A 16,735-nucleotide genomic window follows, 5' to 3' on the forward strand; every position below is an offset into this window, starting at 1 on the left:
CGCTAGCGGGGAGGCTCTGTGACAGTGGCCTTCTGAAGGGCCACCTGCGTCTGCGACAGGATGCGGCCGTTCATCGTCGCGCCCGTCTCCAGCGTGACGTCGGTCTTGCAGAGCAGGACGCCCTCGAAGTGCGAGCCGGCGCCCATCGTCGTCCGGCCGGCCACCTGCCAGAAGATGTTCTTCGCCTGCGCGCCGCCGCTCAGGGTGATGCGCTGGGCCGCGCCCACCGTGAGGTCTCCCGTGGTCTGGAAGATCCACACGTCATTCGCGCCGCCGGAAATCGTCACGTTCGTCGGGAGGGTCACCGTGCTCGTCCACTTGTAGAGCCCCGGCGCCAGGGTCCTCCCGCCGATGTCGCCCGTACCCAGCTCGAGGAAGTCGGGCGTCGGCCGGCTGGCGGCATCGGTGTAGGCCCCCTCCATGTTGCCCACCGCCGTGGTCAGGTTGGAGGGCGTCGGCACCGCGTAGTTGGCGGCGTAGGCCCTGCCGACAAGCTGCGGGGAGGACGCGAAGATGTTCGTGGCGTCCGCGACCAGCGAGAAGCCGGTGAGGTAGCTCGCGGCGGCCGGGCCGAGCCCGATGTCGCCCGTCACCGAGGAAGCAGGAACCGTCGAGACGCCCGACTTGGCCAGGATGGCGTAGTTGCCGGCCGTCCCCAGCGACACTGGCATGGGGCCCATGGCGGCCGAGGCGCCCGTCGTGAAGCTCCACGTGAAGGCACTCGCCAGTCGATTGCCGTTCAGGTCCTTGACGTCCGTACTCACCGAGGCCGTGAGGATGGCGCTGGAGGCCAGCGCGCTCCCAGGGGTGAACGTCGCGGTGGTACCGGGGCCGTAGACCACGGTGCCGGGCACCTGCGTGTCGCCCTGCCGGACGGTGAAGGTGGCGGAGGTGAAGGTGAGCGGGTCCATCGCCTCGTTGAAGCTCACCGTGACCTTCCGGTTGATGGCCACACCGGCGCTCTCGGCGGCAGGGGTCGTCGAGCTGACCTGCGGTGGGGCGGTGTCCGCCGCCACGCCCGTCGTGAAGCTCCAGGAGCGGGCCGCCACGAGGCGGGTGCCTTCCGCGGACTTCGCTCCGGTGGTGATGGTGGCGGTGTAGACGCTGCTCGCGGTCAGACTGCTGGAGGGCGAGAAGGTCGCCGTCTTTCCATCGGCGCTGGTCGCCACGGTTCCCGTGACGCCGGTCGTCCCCTGCTTCAGCGTGAAGGTCGTCCCGGTGAGGGCCTCCATGGCCAGGTCGAAGGAGGCGGAGAGCGTCGCGTTGAGCGGAACGCTGGTCGCACTGTCCACGGGAGTGGTCGCGGTGAGACTCGGCACTGGCATCGGCGCGGGGTCATCCGTCCCGCCGCAGGCGGTGATGGCGAGCGTCAGCAGGACGATGCCAAGCCGGGTCGCGAGGCTGCTTTGAATGGACGGGTGGCGCGAAGTGGAGAGAAAGGAAGTCAAGAAGGCTCCGAGGGGGGACCCACCGGGACGAAGCGCGGTGATGCGCTTCCAGTTCAGGCGGGTTCGTGGGGGATGAAGCCTTTGCCCCGAGCGAGTCTCGCCAGGGAAGGTTCTGCTCCCAAGCTAAGACAGCAAACGCTCACGTCAAGGCAGATGGGTGCTCGACACAAGAGGGCAGCGGCGACCGATGGCGCCCCCCACGAAGCCTTTATGCGACGTGGCGCCGAAAGCCAGTGCGACGGGTACAAGAATGCGGTCTCTCGTGACGGGAAAGCGCGTGGCGGTCTCACTTAAACGTGCCCCAATCCCACGGCAAAGACCTGGATGCAGACCGCCTCAAGCACACCTCCAAGGCGGACGTCCCTCTCCGCGGCTCGCGCGGGGATGGCGCCGTGCCCCCTAAACAAGCAGTCGCGCTTGCTTTCCCGGGGATGGGAGCTACAGACTCGGGACCCACTGGCGTGGGAGGTGCGATGGACGCTCCCCAGCCCCCGAGGAAGTTCATGCCGCAGACCCAGGAACACCGCGCCATCCGTCAGACGGTCCGCAAGTTCGTCGAGCAGGAGCTGAACCCGCACGTGGACGCCTGGGAGGCCGCGGAGCTCTTCCCGGCGCGAGAGGTGTTCAAGAAGCTCGGTGAGTTGGGGCTGCTCGGAATCACCAAGCCCCCGGAGTTCGGCGGGCTGGGGCTGGATGCGTCGTTCTCCGTCGCCTTCGCGGAGGAGCTCGGCCACTGCACCTGCGGCGCGCTGCCGATGGCGATTGGGGTCGTCACCGACATGGCCACGCCCGCGCTCGCCCGCTTCGGGAGCGACGCGCTGCGACAGGAGTTCCTCACGCCCACGCTCGCCGGGGACCGCGTGTGCTCCATCGCGGTGAGCGAGGCCGGGGCGGGCTCCGACGTGGCGAGCGTGACGACCACCGCGCGCCGGGACGGTGACGACTACGTCATCGACGGCGGCAAGATGTGGATTACGAACGGGATGCAGGCGGACTGGGTCTGCCTGCTCGCCAACACGGGGGACGGACCCGCGCACGCGAACAAGTCGCTCATCATCGTGCCCATGGACCGTCCGGGCATCACCCGCTCGAAGATTCGCAAGCTGGGCATGTGGGCGTCCGACACCGCGCAGCTCTTCTTCGACGGCGTGCGCGTGCCGGCGCGCTTCCGTATCGGCGAGGAGGGGCGCGGCTTCGCGATGCAGATGCAGCAGTTCCAGGAGGAGCGGCTCTTCGTGTCGGCGAGCAACCTGGTCACCTTCGACCGGCTCATCGCGCAGACGGCCGAGTACGCGCGCCAGCGCAAGGCCTTCGGACAGTCGATTCTGGACAACCAGTCGGTGCACTTCCGGCTCGCGGAGTTGCAGACGGAGGTCGAGGCGCTGCGCGCGCTCATCTACCGGACGGTGGACCTGTACATCGAGAACAAGGACGACCCGGAGGTGGTGAAGCTCGCCTCGATGTGCAAGCTCAAGTCGGGCCGGCTCGCTCGCGAGCTGGTCGACGGCTGCCTCCAGTACTGGGGTGGCATGGGCTTCACCTGGGACAACCCGCTGGCGCGCGCGTATCGCGACCTGCGCCTGGGCTCCATCGGCGGCGGCGCCGACGAGGTGATGCTCGGAATCATCTCCAAGTCCATGGGCACCCTGCCTCGCAAGTCGCGCGGCTGAGGAGACCAACGGGGGACCACTCGGGTGGGCATCGAGAAGGTCGTGCTCCGGCGGCAGTACGAGCAGCACGACCTCAAATTCGAGCCCCTCACTCTCTCGGCGTCACATAGTCCCGAGCCGAATCCAGACACGTCTCATACGCGGAGTACTGCGTATACTGGCTCGTCCTCCCGCTGACGAGCACAGCGATACGATTACACTGACAGTATCCTTCTCCCACGAGCGTCACATAGGTCGAGTCACTGTAATAGTAGACCCAGTAGCTCTCGGTGCAGCGGAAGTCCGTGTCGTCGCCCGAAACCCGCGGCTCAGCCGACGAGGCTGGCTCGACCACACCTTCTCCCGCGCCCAACAACACACCCATCGAAAACATCACAGCAATCGACATTCCAGCCATGGCGCCTCCTTGCATTCACATGCAATCGATTCGGACTTCCTCGCGGCGGAATCCAAACCCACACTGCCCGAGAATCCCTCTCCACTCAACCGCCCGCACGCAGCATGGAATGGCACACAACACTTGGGCGCCTCGCCTCCCCGCGCCAACCGCATCTCCAAGCCAGGCGGAACATTGAACCGCGGGGCACCCTGGATGCTGCTTGCCACCACGCGTCGTCATCCCAGGGACATGGAATCCGCCGCCCATGAAGTCCAGGTCCCCCCTCACCGCGCTCGCCGGCGACACGCCAGCGCTTGGGGATGAGCGCGGCCCTGCACCGACATTTCGAGGAGTCAAGTGGAGTGCGCGCTCTCCGGCGTGCACCGCGCCACCACTTCCGGGGCCGTGTCTGTCAGACATCCCGGGTAGGATGTCCTCCCCACCCCATGAAACCCGCTGAGAAAGCCGCCCTCCTCCTCGAGCGCCTGCGTGAGAAGCACCCCGACGCGCGCTACGAGCTCAACTGGTCCACGCCGTTCGAGCTGCTCGTCGCCACCATCCTCGCGGCGCAGTGCACCGACGAGCGCGTCAACCGCGTCACCGCCACCGTGTTCCCCAAGTACCCCGGCCCCCAGGCCTTCGCGGACGCCGACACCGCGGAGCTGGAGGAAGACCTCAAGCCCACCGGGTTCTTCAAGCAGAAGACGAAGTCCGTCCAGGCCATGAGCCGCGCGCTGCTCGCGGACTTCGGCGGCGAAGTCCCCCGCACCGTGGACGAGCTGGTGACGCTGCCCGGCGTGGCGCGCAAGACGGCCAACGTGGTCCTCAACACCGCCTTCAACCTGGCGTCCGGCATCATCGTCGACACCCACGTCGCCCGCGTCAGCCAGCGCCTTGGGTTGACGAAGCACGACAAGCCGGAGGCGATTGAAGAGGACCTGATGAAGCTGGTGCCCCAGGACGCGTGGACCTTCTTCGGCCCCGCCACCGTCCTGCACGGCCGCTACACCTGCACCGCCAAGAAGCCCAAGTGCGATGAGTGCATCGTGAAGGATGTCTGCCCACGCATCGGCGTGTAGACCCACCTGCTCCTCGGGAAGGGCTCGCAATCCACCGCTGCCGTGGAATACCGGCAATGAAACGCGGGTTCGGACGTTCTTTCCGAACCCATGACTCCTGCACCATCCGCGGTGACCACCCCGGAGGCACGTCCGGTCGACTCGGGCGAGCGTCTGGTGTTGCTCGACACGCTGCGCGGCTTCGCGCTCTGCGGCGTGTTCATCTCCAATACCTTCATGTGGTTCAGCGGACGGGCCTTCGTCCCCCGCGAGCAGTTGGAGGCGCTGTTCGCAAATGGGACGCTGCTCGACAAGATTCTGCTGCCCGTCGTCACGACGCTGGTGAGCGGGCGGTTCATCACCATCTTCTCGTTCCTCTTCGGGCTCGGCTTCGCGGTGCAGTTGGGGCGGGCCGAGGCGCGGGGCTCGCCGATTACCCGCGTGTACGTCCGTCGGCTGGCGGTGATGCTCCTCCTGGGGCTCACCCACCTGACGCTCATCTGGTACGGGGACATCCTCAGCAACTACGCCCTGATTGGGTTGTCGCTGCTGTGGTTCCGGCGTCGGGAGGACCGGACGATTCTCAAGGTGGCGGCGGTGCTGCTCTTCGTGTGGCCCATCGTCAGCGCGGTCCTCTTCAAGCTGCCGCAGCTGATGGCCGCCTCGCCGGAGGCCGCCGCCGAGCTGGCGAAGGTGGAGATGGAGCGCGGCGCGGCCCTCAAGGCGGACACCCTGTCGGTCTTCCAGAACGGGAACTGGTGGGCGGTGGCGAAGGCCGGCCTGTACTTCTGGCGCCGCGAGTTCCTGCTCATGATGAGCGTCAACGCGCTGGCGCTGCTGGGCCGCTTCCTCCTGGGCTTCTATGCGGGCCGCAAGCGCCTGTTCCATGACGCACCCCAGCACCTGGCCTTCTTCCGCCGACTGTTCTTCTGGGGGCTGGGGCTGGGGCTGCTCGGCAGCAGCGTGGGCGTGGTGCTCCAGCAGCTCGTGCTGCGCAAGGTCATCACCCCGGAGACGCTGCCGGTGTGGGTGCCCATGGCGCTGGCTCCGGTGCGGGCCATGGGCGAGCTGGGCATGGCCGCCACCTACGTGTCGGGCATCACCCTGCTCTTCCAGCGCGCGACGTGGCAGCGGCTGCTGTCCGTGCTCGCGCCGGTGGGTCGCATGGCGCTGACGAACTACCTGAGCCAGTCCGTCATCAGCATCCTCGTGTTCTACGGCTACGGCCTGGGGCTCGTCGCCAAGCTGACGCCCAGCCTGTCCATCCTCTATTGCCTGGGGGTCTTCTCCGTGCAGATCGTGGTGAGCCACCTGTGGCTCGCGCGCTTCCGCTTCGGGCCCATGGAGTGGGTGTGGCGCTCGCTGACGTACGGCAAGGCCCAGCCCATGCGCCGGAGCACCGAGGCGGCTGGCGGGGCGGTGGCGACGAGCTGAGCCCTTGACAGGGGGCGTCCTCCCTCTGGGGATGACCCCCTCCGAGCCCCTGGAGGGGGTGGCTCGGACACCGAGCCGCCGTCCAGCCCTCGGACTCCAGGACGGGAGCATCCCCCGGCGGACTCCGGGTGTGGCAGACTCACAGGGACCATGTGGGATTGGGTCCGCCAGCTGGGCGAGTGGGCGCGCGAGGATGCGCCCTTCGCCGTGGCCACCGTTACAGCGTGTCAGGGAAGCACCCCCGCCGAGCCCGGCGCGAAGCTGCTGGTGCGTGGGGACGGCGCGTTTCACGGCACGGTGGGCGGCGGACACCTGGAGCAGCTCGTGCTCGCCGACGCGCGGGCCTGTCTGGAGCGCGGCGAGTCCCGCACCTATCGATATCCGCTGGGCGCGAAGCTCGGCCAGTGCTGTGGGGGCGTGGTGGACGTCTTCGTGGAGCCCGTCAACCACGGGCCTCGCCTGTACCTCTTCGGAGCCGGGCACGTGGGCCAGGCGGTGTGCCGCATCCTGGAGGGGACGCCCTTCCGCGTGCACCTGGTGGACGAGCGCCCCGAGTGGCTCCATGGCGAGCGCGTGCCCTCGGCGGTGGCTCGCCATGAGGAGTCCTGGGAGGACTTCGTGGCGGGGGCCGTGTGGGACGCGCGCCGGACGTATGTCGCGGTGATGACGCACCGGCATGACCTGGACCAGGACATCATCGCCGCCGCGCTGGAGAAGCCGGCGCGGTACATCGGCCTCATCGGCAGCAAGACGAAGTGGGCGCGCTTCCGGCAGCGACTGGAAGCGCGAGGCGTGCCCACGTCGCTCTTGAGCCGGGTGCAGTGCCCCATGGGGCTGGAGCTGGGGGGCAAGTCGCCCCAGGAGGTCGCGGTGAGCATCGCCGCGGGACTGCTCCAGCTCCACCACCACCCTTTCGTTGAAACCCGCCCCGAGCCATCCGCCTCGGAGCCGCCCCGCCTGCGCGGGGTTTCGTCTGGAGAATGAGCACCATGTTCGAGTTCCGGCTCAACGGGAGCCTGGTCCGCGTCGCGGACGTGTCGCCCAACACCACGCTGCTCGACTTCCTGCGCGCCAGGGGCGCCACGGGGACGAAGCAGGGCTGCGCCGAGGGAGACTGTGGCGCGTGCACCGTGGCGATGGTGGACCGCGACGCCCAGGGCAACCGCTGCCTGCGCGCGTTCAACAGCTGCATCACCCTGGTGCCCATGGTGGCCGGGCGCGAGGTGGTGACGGTGGAGGGCGTGGGCTCGAAAGAGAAGCCGCACCCCGTGCAGCAGGCGATGGTGAAGCACTACGGTTCGCAGTGTGGCTTCTGCACGCCGGGCTTCATCGTCTCCATGGCGGAGGCGTACTCGCGGCCGGAGGTCTGTACTCCCGAGGCCGTGGCGGACCAGCTCTGTGGAAACATCTGCCGCTGCACCGGCTACCGGCCCATCCGCGACGCGATGATGGAGGCGCTCGCGGCGCGTGACGCGGCGGTGGGCTTGCAGCCGTTGCCGGGCACGCCGCTCGGGGGCCCTGCTTCTCCGGTGTCGGCGTTGAGCTATGAGGCCGGCGGCCAGAAGTTCCTGCGGCCCACGTCGTGGGAGGAGCTGCTCGCGCTGAAGGCCGCGCACCCGGAGGCGCTGCTCGTGGCGGGCGCCACGGAGCTGGGCGTGGACATCACCAAGAAGGCCCGGCGCTATCCGTTCCTCATCTCCACCGAGGGCGTGGAGTCGCTGCGCGCCATCCGCCGTGAAGCAGACGGTTGGTACGTGGGAGGCGCGGCATCGCTCGTGGAGCTGGAGGACGCGCTCGGCAAGGACGTTCCCGAGGTGGGGAAGATGCTCAACGTCTTCGCCTCGCGCCAGATTCGCCAGCGGGCCACCCTGTCCGGCAACCTGGTGACGGCGTCGCCGATTGGCGATCTGGCGCCGGTGCTGCTCGCGCTGGATGCGCGGATGGTGCTGTCGTCGGTGAAGGGCGAGCGGACGGTGGCGCTGTCGGACTTCTTCCTCGCGTACCGGAAGACGGCGCTCCAGGTGGACGAGGTGGTGCGCTTCATCGTGATTCCACATGGGCCTTCGGCGGACAGCGGGCTCAAGCGGGTATCCGACTCGTTCAAGGTGTCCAAGCGGCGGGAGCTGGACATCAGCATCGTCGCCGCGGGTTTCCGCGTGGAGCTGGATGCGGGCGGTGTGGTGCGCGCGGCGCGGCTCGGCTACGGCGGTGTGGCGGCCACTCCGATTCGTGCGCGGCGCACCGAGGAGATGCTCGTAGGACAGCCGTGGACGCGGGAGACGGTGGACAAGGCGCTGCCGGTGCTCGCGGGCGAGCTGTCCCCCATCAGCGACTTGCGCGGGAGCGCGGAGTATCGACGCGGGCTCATCGTGAGCCTGTTCGAGAAGTTCTACTCGGGGGAGCAGAGTCCCTCGCTGGACGCGGCACCGGGCTTCATCTCCGGGCACGCCGAGGCGCCCGCGGACGCCAGCCGTGTGCTGCGGCACGAGAGCGCGCTGGGCCATGTGACGGGGGCCGCGAAGTACGTGGATGATGTGGCTCAGTCGCGGCCCATGCTGGAGGTGTGGCCGGTGTGCTCGCCGCATGCGCACGCGCGAATCCTGCGCAGGGACGCGACGGCCGCACGGGCCCTTCCGGGCGTGGTGACGGTGCTGCTCGCGGAGGACATCCCGGGGATGAACGACACGGGACCCATCCGCCACGACGAGCCGCTCCTGGCGAAGGACGAGGTGCTGTTCCACGGGCAGATTGTCGCCGTGGTGGTGGGCGAGAGCATCGACGCGTGCCGCGAGGCCGCGAAGCAGGTGGTGGTGGAGTACGAGCCGCTGCCGGCCGTCCTCACCGTGGAAGACGCCATCGCGCAGGGCAGCTACCACACCGAGCCGCACGTCATCCGGCGCGGCGACGTGGACGCGGCGCTCGCGGCGAGCCCGCGCCGGCTGTCGGGCACGGTGACGATGGGCGGACAGGAGCACTTCTACCTGGAGACCCAGGCGGCCTACGCCGAGAAGGGCGATGACGGCGACGTCACGGTGGTCTCCTCCACGCAGCACCCTTCCGAGGTGCAGGCGGTGATTTCCCACGTGCTGCACCTGCCGCGCAGCCGAGTGGTGGTGCAGTCCCCGCGCATGGGCGGCGGCTTCGGTGGCAAGGAGACGCAGGGCAACTCGCCGGCGGCCATTGTCGCGCTGGCCGCGTGGCTCACGGGCAGACCGGTGCGGTGGATGATGGACCGGGACGTGGACATGATGGTGACGGGCAAGCGTCATCCGTTCCATGCGACGTTCGACGTGGGCTTCAACGAGCAGGGCAAGCTGCTCGCCCTGCGCGCGCAGCTCGTGTCGAACGCGGGCTGGTCGCTGGACTTGTCCGAGTCGATTACGGACCGCGCCCTCTTCCACCTGGACAACGCCTATTACGTCCCGGCCATGAGCTACACGGGCCGCGTGGCGAAGACGCATCTGGTGTCCAACACGGCCTTCCGCGGCTTCGGTGGACCGCAGGGCATGCTCGTGGGCGAAGAGGTCCTCGACCGCGTGGCGCGCACGTTGGGTTTGCCGCCGGAGGAGGTGCGCGAGCGGAACTTCTACCGGGGCACCGGTGAGACGAACACGACGCACTACGGGCAGGAGATTGAGGACGAGCGGCTTCCGCACCTGTGGCGTGAGCTGAAGGACTCGTCGGACTTCGCGCGTCGGCGTCGGGAGGTGGAGGAGTTCAACGCGGGCTCACCGCGCATCAAGCGCGGGCTGGCGATGACGCCCATGAAGTTCGGCATCTCCTTCACGGCGACATTCCTGAATCAGGCGGGCGCGCTGCTGCATGTGTATCGGGACGGCTCGGTGATGCTGTCGCACGGCGGCACGGAGATGGGCCAGGGCCTGCACACGAAGATTCAGGGCGTGGCCATGCGCGAGCTGGGATTGCCGGCGGAAGCCATCCGGGTGGCGAAGACGGTGACGGACAAGGTGCCCAACACATCTGCCACGGCGGCTTCCTCGGGCTCGGACCTGAATGGCGCGGCGGTGCGCGAGGCGTGCGTCACCTTGCGGGGGCGGCTGGCGCCGGTGGCCGTGAAGCTGCTGGCGGAGCGACATGGGCGCACCGTGGCGCCGGAGGCGTTGGAGTTCCACGACGGGCGCGTCGGGGTGAAGGATGCGTCCGTGTCCTTCGCGGAGGTGGTGGACGCGGCATATATGGCGCGCGTAGGGCTCTCGGTGACGGGCTACTACCAGACGCCGGGCATCGGCTACGACAAGGCGAAGGGCCGGGGGAAGCCGTTCCTCTACTTCGCGTATGGCGCGGCGGTGACGGAGGTGGAGGTGGACGGCCACACGGGCATGAAGCGGGTACTGCGCGTGGACCTGCTGGAGGACGTGGGCGACTCGCTCAATCCGGGCGTGGACCGGGGCCAGATTGAAGGCGGCTTCGTCCAGGGCACGGGCTGGCTGACGGGCGAGGACCTGCGCTGGGACGCGAAGGGACGGCTGCTCACGCACTCGGCCAGCACGTATCCGGTGCCTGCGTTCAGCGATGCGCCAGTGGACTTCCGCGTGCGACTGATGGAGCGGGCGCGGCAGCACAACACGATTCACGGCAGCAAGGCCGTGGGAGAGCCGCCGCTGATGTTGGCGCTGTCGGTGCGCGAGGCGCTGCGGGACGCGGTGGGCGCGTTCGGGGCTCCGGGCGGAGAGGTGGAGCTGGCCTCCCCTGCCACGCACGAGGCGTTGTTCCTGGCCATCCAGAAGCGTGAGGCTCGGAGCAAGGCGGAAACCGGGCTGGTCGCGGCGTAGCCTCTGGGCGCCTCGTTCCCACGAGGCGGCTTTCACCACACGAGAGCACGAGCAATGTGACGACACATACACTGGAGTCGTTGAAGCCTCGGCTTCGGAGGGCCAGAGACATCGCGGAACTCGTGCTCTAGGAGCACGCGACGTTCCTCAACGGTGACACCTGGGTCCACGAGGGAGACCTGGCGCTCGAAGGGGAGCTTGAGGTGAAGCGGGGGGCGTTGCTGATTCTGGGAAATCTGAGGGTCAGCGATGCCGTCGGGACGGACGAGAGCGGCAAGCTCGTCGTCACGGGTCGAATCGATGCCCGCCATCTCTATCTGGAAGGCGACCTGCGGGTGCATATGGACGTTGCGCTCCGAGGCGCCCTCTTCGGCTTCTACGCCGCGGGCAATTCGCAGGTCTACGGACGGGCCACCGCGAAGCTCGGTCTCATCGGCGACCATGAATGGGAGTGTGATGACGAGCACTACGAGGTCTCTGGGCGCTTCTCGAATTTCGTCGAGCTTCAGGAGGGAGACCCCGATGCCATCCGCCGGCTCATGGGCGAGAAGGAGTTCGCCATTCTCGCGCCCATGCTGGGCCTGTCCGACGAGGACACGGAGTGCGATGGTTACGGAATGAAGCTCTTCCTGCGGGTCTGAGAGTCATTGTATCAAGCCGGGCCCCAGACGCCGCGCGGTCGGACGGCTACTCTTCTCAGCTCACCACCCGCTCGGAACCCGGACGCATAGCGTCGGGCGGAATGGGCAGATGCGTTGTGTTGGAGCTCGGAAAGCGCTCCGAGGCCCACTGTGAAAGGTGGTCCACCGACGCCTCAATCGCTCCGCCGGTCGTGAAGATGTGATTGGTGCCCTTGAGGCGAATCCTCGACAGGTTCGGGTGCGGCAGGTCCGCCAGCGCCGAACGGTGGATGCGGTCGAAGAACACATCCCTCAACTTCCCCTCCGCCGTCAGCACCAGCACCGGCAGCCCACGCTCCACCACCCGCTGCCACGCCCGCACCAGCGGAACGTTCGCCACCGCCGGCAACGAATCCCAGTCCATCAACAAGTCCAACAACCGCTGCCGGGGAAATGGCACGTACTTGAACAGCCGCGCGTACTCGTTCTCCCGCGTCAGCATTCGCATCCATCCCCAGTACGAAAACAGCTTCGACGTCACCCGCTTCAATGACAGTCGCGGGTGCTCCGCCTCCACCGCCGTCCCCTCCCCTCCCACCGCCGCCGCTTCCTGCTCCGACAGATAGAACTCCGGCTCGAACATGAACAGACCGTGCACTCCCTGAGGCTCACGGTCCGCCAGGTACAGCGCCGTCGTCGCCGCCCCACACAGCCCGCCCATCAACATCCCCTCCAGCCCATGCCTTCGCTGGAGCTCCTCCCGCACGGCGCTCGCCACGTCCACGAAGCCGCCCTTGCACACGAGCTGATACAGCTCCGACGTCATCTCCGGCAGCGGCCCATCCGAATCCCCCAACCCCGGCAGGTCCACACGGAAGCACGGGAAGCCCTGCGCCGAGAGCTGGTCCGCGGCGAGCACCGACAGCCCCCCATGCCCCGAGCGCGGCACATGTCCCGGGTTCAGGAAGAGCACTCCCACGGAACGCCGGGGCGCGGACGATGACGGAGGATGGAACGTCCCCCACAGCCGATGGCCCATCACCTCGAGCTGGATCAGCTCCCTCATGACCGCGCCTCCTGGCCCGCCCCCGACCCGGCGATGAACCCCAGCCCATCCTCATAGAGGTCCACCAGCTCCGGCAAAAGCCGGTTGCTCGTCGACCAGAAGAACGGCCGAGGTGCCCGCACCGACCGACTCTTCCCCGGCGCCAGGAAGCGCTCCGCGGGACGTCCATCCAAATGCACCACCCGCCACGGCCGCGCCTCGTCCTTCTCCGGCACAGCCAGCCCATACCCCTCCGAGCTGCGCCACAGGCCGCGAGACCAGGGCAACCCCTCCACCTCCACGTGCCGCCCCGCCTCCAACTGCGTCACGTAGTCCTCGCGCGAGCGCGCCTCCCCTCCCGTCCCCTCCAGGTTGTCCGCCGCCACCTTCCGGCGCAGCACCTCCATCAGATGCGCCCGCCCTGACTCCGGCGGCTCCCACATCAGGAGTCCATCCACCCGCTCCGTCCGGAACACCCGCGCCGCGAGCAACGCGCCGAGTCGAAGCCCATGCACCATCAATGGCACACCGGGACTCAGTCGCCGCAGGTGCTCCAGGCCCGTGCGCAGGTCTTCTTCCCAGCGAGGAAACGTCATCTCGTCGAAGCGCCCCGTGCTCTCGCCGGAGCCCCGGTAGTCCAGCCGCAGCACCTCCACGCCCCGGGCCGCGAGGAAGCGCGCCCACCTCACCCACACGACGTAGCCGTGCGCACGCTCCAGCCCCAACGGCCCCGCGAGCAGCACCGCCGCCCGACGCTCCGTCCGCGCCCGGTGGTGAACGAAATAGAGCGAGTCCTCGCCCTGGGAGAGATACCCGGGTGACTCAGTCAATGCCGGCATGTGAGTGGTGAGTCCCCCCGCCTTGATGTCACGCGATGCTAGGAACGCGTCGCCAAGCGAGTCAAACAGTCGTTGTCACATCTGCAACCCACCACGCAGTCACCCGTGACAAGCCCTGACGCCAGACAGCACGCACGCAAGGTCGGTCCCCAAGGACCCAGACGCGCGGAGCACACCGGCGGAATCACCGTGAAGCTGGCACGTGCTCCCGGCGGAAGCGCCACCCCGGCGAAGGAGACACTGCCTCCGGAGAGGGATTGGCGGACGGGTGTCGGCGCTAGCGAACCTGCAACAGGATGGCGAGGACGATGAGGCCATTGAGCCCCAGGCCCACCGAGAGATACCCCCCGCTGCCGCGCGAGACGCCGGCGGCCACGTTCAGGTGGCCCACGTCCTCCAGGCACAGCTTCACCCCCGCCTCACCGCCCACGTTCAGCAAGGTCTCCTGCCCCGAGCCCATGCCTCCCACCATGGCCCGCGCATAGGGGACCACGAAGGGCGTGAGGTAGTGCTGATAGGCGGCGAAGCCGTTGGCCTCCACCAGCCCGTCTTCCCCGCCCACTACCATGTTCGCGCCGAAGCCCAGCCGGCGTTCCATGAAGGCCATCGGCTGGAGGTTGAAGGACAGCTCCAGGCCCGTGCCCATCTCGCTGCCCGTCCGCATGGCGAAGACCACCTCCGTGGCGGGCTTGTTCATCGCGGGGGCCTCGCGACGCAACCGGGCCGCGGCCCGCAGGTCCACGGGCTTCCCCTTGGCCTCGTGCACGTCCGCCAGTGCCAGGGCGGCCTTCTCGTCTCCCGTGTCGTAGACCTTGGTGAGGGTCCGCTCGGCGCCCACGAGGTCGCCGGACTCCTTGCGCAACTGGCCCTCCGTCATGCAGCTCGACAGGTCGCCTTCCGCGCACGACTTCGCGAAGGCCTCGATGGCGCGGGGACGGTCGCCCTCGCGCAGCAGCTTGGCGCCCCACTCCGGACAGGGCAGCACCGCACCCTGCTCACAAGAAGGAGTCGCCGAGTCCGCTCGGGGCGTGGTCGCGCACGCCGTCACTCCCACCGCACTCATCACCAGCAACCACAGCCGCGTCATGTCCGGTATTCAACCACGAGGTCCCCCCGCTCCGCCTCTCGACCTGCTGGGGAGGAGGCCATGGCCCCGCCGCCTGCCCGCTTTCCGTCCCGGCGAGAATGGCCGAATCACGCTTTCCAAGGGGCCTGCCCCCTGGCGAGTCGGAGGATCCGCATCGAACTTGAGGACACCCAGGAGGATTGGTGGACAACGTCGCTCGCCAGCACGACTCGCTGCTTCACGCCCCTCTCGGGAGGGGTCTGTCCCAGGAGCCCGTATGAAGGTGCCCGAGGTCCTCGAGCACCTGCCGGGCGTGGGCCCGCTGCTCGGCCGCATGGCGACCAGCCCCGAGGAGCCCCATCCTCGCAGGGACCCCACCCTCACCCTGCCGAGCCTCGACGCCTTCAAGCTGCCGACGACGGCCCGGCAGCTCGGGGACGGTCGCACGCTCATCGTTCGCAACCCGGAAGTCAGACCTCCCACGGGCCCCGGCCTGTCGGTGATGAGCTACAACATCCTGCTCGGAGGCGAGCGTCGCGCGGCGCTGCTGGCGTACTTCGACGGGCTGGAGGCAGAAGGCCGCATGCCGGACGTCATCGGGCTGCAGGAGGCCAACGTCCCCATCTCCGTGTTGCTGTCGGCACGCTATGGCTTCCACCTGGCGTACTTCGGCCATGACGGAGGCAACGGCGCGCGCCTCATCAACGGCAAGGCGTTCCTCACGCGACATCCGCTGGTGGACGCGGCCCACTTCACCTACTCCCTCTCCGACGCGGAGCGCGCCGCCGCCATCCAGCGCCGGGGTGGGGACGTCTGCGAGCTGCCGGAGGACCGGGGCGCGCTGTACGTCCGCCTGGAGGTCGGCGGACTGCCCGTCGTCCTCTACAACGTGCACCACACGCTGGGGGACTCCGCCATCAACGCGCACAACATGCGGCAGCTCAACTCGCTGCTGCGCCACCGGGAGGTCCCCCACGCCGTGGCGCTGGGTGACTTCAACGCCAACACCGCCATCAAGCGCGGGGGCTCCTGGCTGATGGCCCACCTGATCACGTACGACGACACGGACACGGTGGAGGAGTACGCCGTGCGCTACGGCGAGCCTCACGCGAGTGTCGGCGACAAGGGCGTGGGCAACATCGCGGACCCTCGGCTGCGCCACGAATTGCACGTGATGGAGCAGGGCCTGCCAGAGACCATCGCCCACGCCGCCGTGGCGCGCGTGCGCCTCGCAGAGGGGGCGATGATGACGCCGAAGCAGGCGTGCGCGGAGCTGCGCTCGGGGAAGGTGCCGCGCGGGAGTGAGCACTGGCTGCGGCTCCAGGACATCGCCGACAGCGCCACGCTCACCTCGCTGCCGGACGCGGCGGGCGTCGTGCCCGCCACGGGCAAGCGCTTCGACAACCTCTATGCCAGCCCGGAGCTGGAGCCCGTCCTCTTCGAGGTGGACCGGAGCACCGAGTCCTCGGACCATCAGCCCGTCCTGGCGCACTACACGCTGAAGCCAGCGAAGACTCGCGACGGCAAGCCGACGCCTGGCAAGCCCACGTGAGGCGCGGCGGCGTTACAAGAGGACGAAGTCCACGTTCTTGAAGCCCCGGGTGCGCGCGCAGACCTCGTAGCCTTCGTGCGCGCCGTCGTCGTTGGTGTTGGCTTCGATGGTCTGGAACGTCTCTTCATCCACCTCGGTGACGATGCCCGCGTGGGCCCAGTCTCCGGGCGTGCGCCGCCGCAGGAAGAGGCTGCCCGGGCGGATGCGCGTGCGGTCCGGCGGCGCGCTCATCGTGGAGAGGAAGCTCGCCCGCGCGCGCCCCTGCGCCGCCAGCAGGTCACTGGAGAAGGTCCGCTCCAGCGGCATGGGCACGCCCAGCGTCCTCGCCGCTTGATGGAGACAGTACGTCGCGAAGCCGGCGGACCAGCACCAGGACGAGCCCTCATTGCCATCCAGGTACAGCCGCACCCACGGCCCGCGGTTGCGTCCACCGACTTCCCGGGGGAGCTGACGCAGGTGCTGCGCCGCGTACGCCACCGTCAGCGAGCCCAGGGAGCGGCCCGACACGGGAACTCCGGTGAGCGCGGCGCGCAGCGGTGACACCAGACGTTCGAAAGTCGCGGCATCGGCGACACCGGAGACGGGCAGCCCCGCGCGCGCCTGGAAGCGCTTGAGGGCCGCCTCCGTGGCGGCGCCGAATTCACCGTCGACGGCGACCGCGAAGCCATTCAGGGACAGCCACTCCTGGATGCGCCGCACGCCGGAGGACTCCTCACCCCGGCGATACACCTTGTCCAGCTCCAGCTCGCTCATGGGGCCCCCGCCAGCCGCTGCATGGCCGCGCGCACCATCCTGGCACCGCGTCGAGTCACCGCGCCAGGAGGGCCGCCC

General features: G+C 68.6%; 13 protein-coding genes. 7 read left to right on the forward strand and 6 right to left on the reverse strand.

Annotated features, from left to right (window positions below; genetic code table 11):
• Positions 1 to 2: 2 nt before the first annotated feature.
• Entirely contained in the window at positions 3 to 1,448 is a 1,446-nt protein-coding gene (locus HUW62_RS10360) for an ice-binding family protein (protein WP_176434330.1), read from the reverse strand.
• A 503-nt stretch (positions 1,449 to 1,951) separates the two neighbouring features.
• On the opposite strand from HUW62_RS10360, the gene HUW62_RS10365 reads away from it, so the two are divergent.
• The gene (locus tag HUW62_RS10365) at positions 1,952 to 3,118 is read left to right on the forward strand and encodes an acyl-CoA dehydrogenase family protein (protein WP_163869391.1); all 1,167 of its coding nucleotides are present in this window, start codon (positions 1,952 to 1,954) and stop codon (positions 3,116 to 3,118) included.
• An 88-nt stretch (positions 3,119 to 3,206) separates the two neighbouring features.
• Here the strand turns inward: HUW62_RS10365 and HUW62_RS10370 are convergent, their stop codons facing one another.
• Positions 3,207 to 3,515, reverse strand: coding sequence for a hypothetical protein (locus HUW62_RS10370; RefSeq protein ID WP_163869335.1), 309 nt, complete (start codon positions 3,513 to 3,515; stop codon positions 3,207 to 3,209).
• 428 nt (positions 3,516 to 3,943) lie between these two features.
• On the opposite strand from HUW62_RS10370, the gene nth reads away from it, so the two are divergent.
• From nth to HUW62_RS10395, 5 genes are all read left to right on the forward strand, one after another.
• Positions 3,944 to 4,576 (forward strand): endonuclease III, encoded by a 633-nt coding sequence (gene nth / locus HUW62_RS10375; protein WP_163869336.1) that lies wholly within the window; start codon positions 3,944 to 3,946, stop codon positions 4,574 to 4,576.
• A gap of 90 nt (positions 4,577 to 4,666) precedes the next feature.
• Positions 4,667 to 5,989, forward strand: coding sequence for a DUF418 domain-containing protein (locus tag HUW62_RS10380; protein ID WP_176434331.1), 1,323 nt, complete (start codon positions 4,667 to 4,669; stop codon positions 5,987 to 5,989).
• A 150-nt stretch (positions 5,990 to 6,139) separates the two neighbouring features.
• Positions 6,140 to 6,973 (forward strand): xanthine dehydrogenase accessory protein XdhC, encoded by an 834-nt coding sequence (xdhC, locus tag HUW62_RS10385; RefSeq protein WP_163869338.1) that lies wholly within the window; start codon positions 6,140 to 6,142, stop codon positions 6,971 to 6,973.
• 5 nt (positions 6,974 to 6,978) lie between these two features.
• Positions 6,979 to 10,782 carry a xanthine dehydrogenase molybdopterin binding subunit gene (xdhB, locus tag HUW62_RS10390; protein WP_217911247.1) on the forward strand — a complete coding sequence of 1,268 codons (3,804 nt, stop codon included), beginning with the start codon at positions 6,979 to 6,981 and terminating at the stop codon, positions 10,780 to 10,782.
• A 203-nt stretch (positions 10,783 to 10,985) separates the two neighbouring features.
• Positions 10,986 to 11,423 carry a hypothetical protein gene (locus tag HUW62_RS10395; protein WP_176434333.1) on the forward strand — a complete coding sequence of 146 codons (438 nt, stop codon included), beginning with the start codon at positions 10,986 to 10,988 and terminating at the stop codon, positions 11,421 to 11,423.
• 55 nt (positions 11,424 to 11,478) lie between these two features.
• Here HUW62_RS10395 and HUW62_RS10400 read toward each other — a convergent pair whose 3' ends face one another.
• The 3 genes from HUW62_RS10400 to HUW62_RS10410 all read right to left on the reverse strand — a co-directional run bounded on the left by HUW62_RS10400 (position 11,479) and on the right by HUW62_RS10410 (position 14,373).
• Entirely contained in the window at positions 11,479 to 12,468 is a 990-nt protein-coding gene (locus tag HUW62_RS10400; protein ID WP_176434334.1) for an alpha/beta fold hydrolase, read from the reverse strand.
• Entirely contained in the window at positions 12,465 to 13,286 is an 822-nt protein-coding gene (locus HUW62_RS10405; protein ID WP_163869342.1) for an alpha/beta hydrolase, read from the reverse strand. Before HUW62_RS10405 ends, HUW62_RS10400 begins: the two co-directional genes overlap by 4 nt.
• A gap of 277 nt (positions 13,287 to 13,563) precedes the next feature.
• Positions 13,564 to 14,373: a hypothetical protein gene (locus HUW62_RS10410; protein WP_163869343.1), complete on the reverse strand. Its 810-nt coding sequence runs from the start codon at positions 14,371 to 14,373 to the stop codon at positions 13,564 to 13,566.
• Positions 14,374 to 14,629: 256 nt separating this feature from the next.
• On the opposite strand from HUW62_RS10410, the gene HUW62_RS10415 reads away from it, so the two are divergent.
• A complete protein-coding gene (locus HUW62_RS10415; protein WP_163869344.1) occupies positions 14,630 to 15,904 on the forward strand; it encodes an endonuclease/exonuclease/phosphatase family protein in 1,275 nt (424 codons plus the stop codon).
• Between the two features lie 12 nt (positions 15,905 to 15,916).
• Here HUW62_RS10415 and HUW62_RS10420 read toward each other — a convergent pair whose 3' ends face one another.
• Positions 15,917 to 16,657 (reverse strand): peptidoglycan-binding protein, encoded by a 741-nt coding sequence (locus HUW62_RS10420; protein WP_163869345.1) that lies wholly within the window; start codon positions 16,655 to 16,657, stop codon positions 15,917 to 15,919.
• Between the last annotated feature and the right edge of the window lie 78 nt (positions 16,658 to 16,735).

The organism is Myxococcus sp. AM011 (genome assembly GCF_013372595.1).
GTDB lineage: Bacteria > Myxococcota > Myxococcia > Myxococcales > Myxococcaceae > Myxococcus > Myxococcus eversor.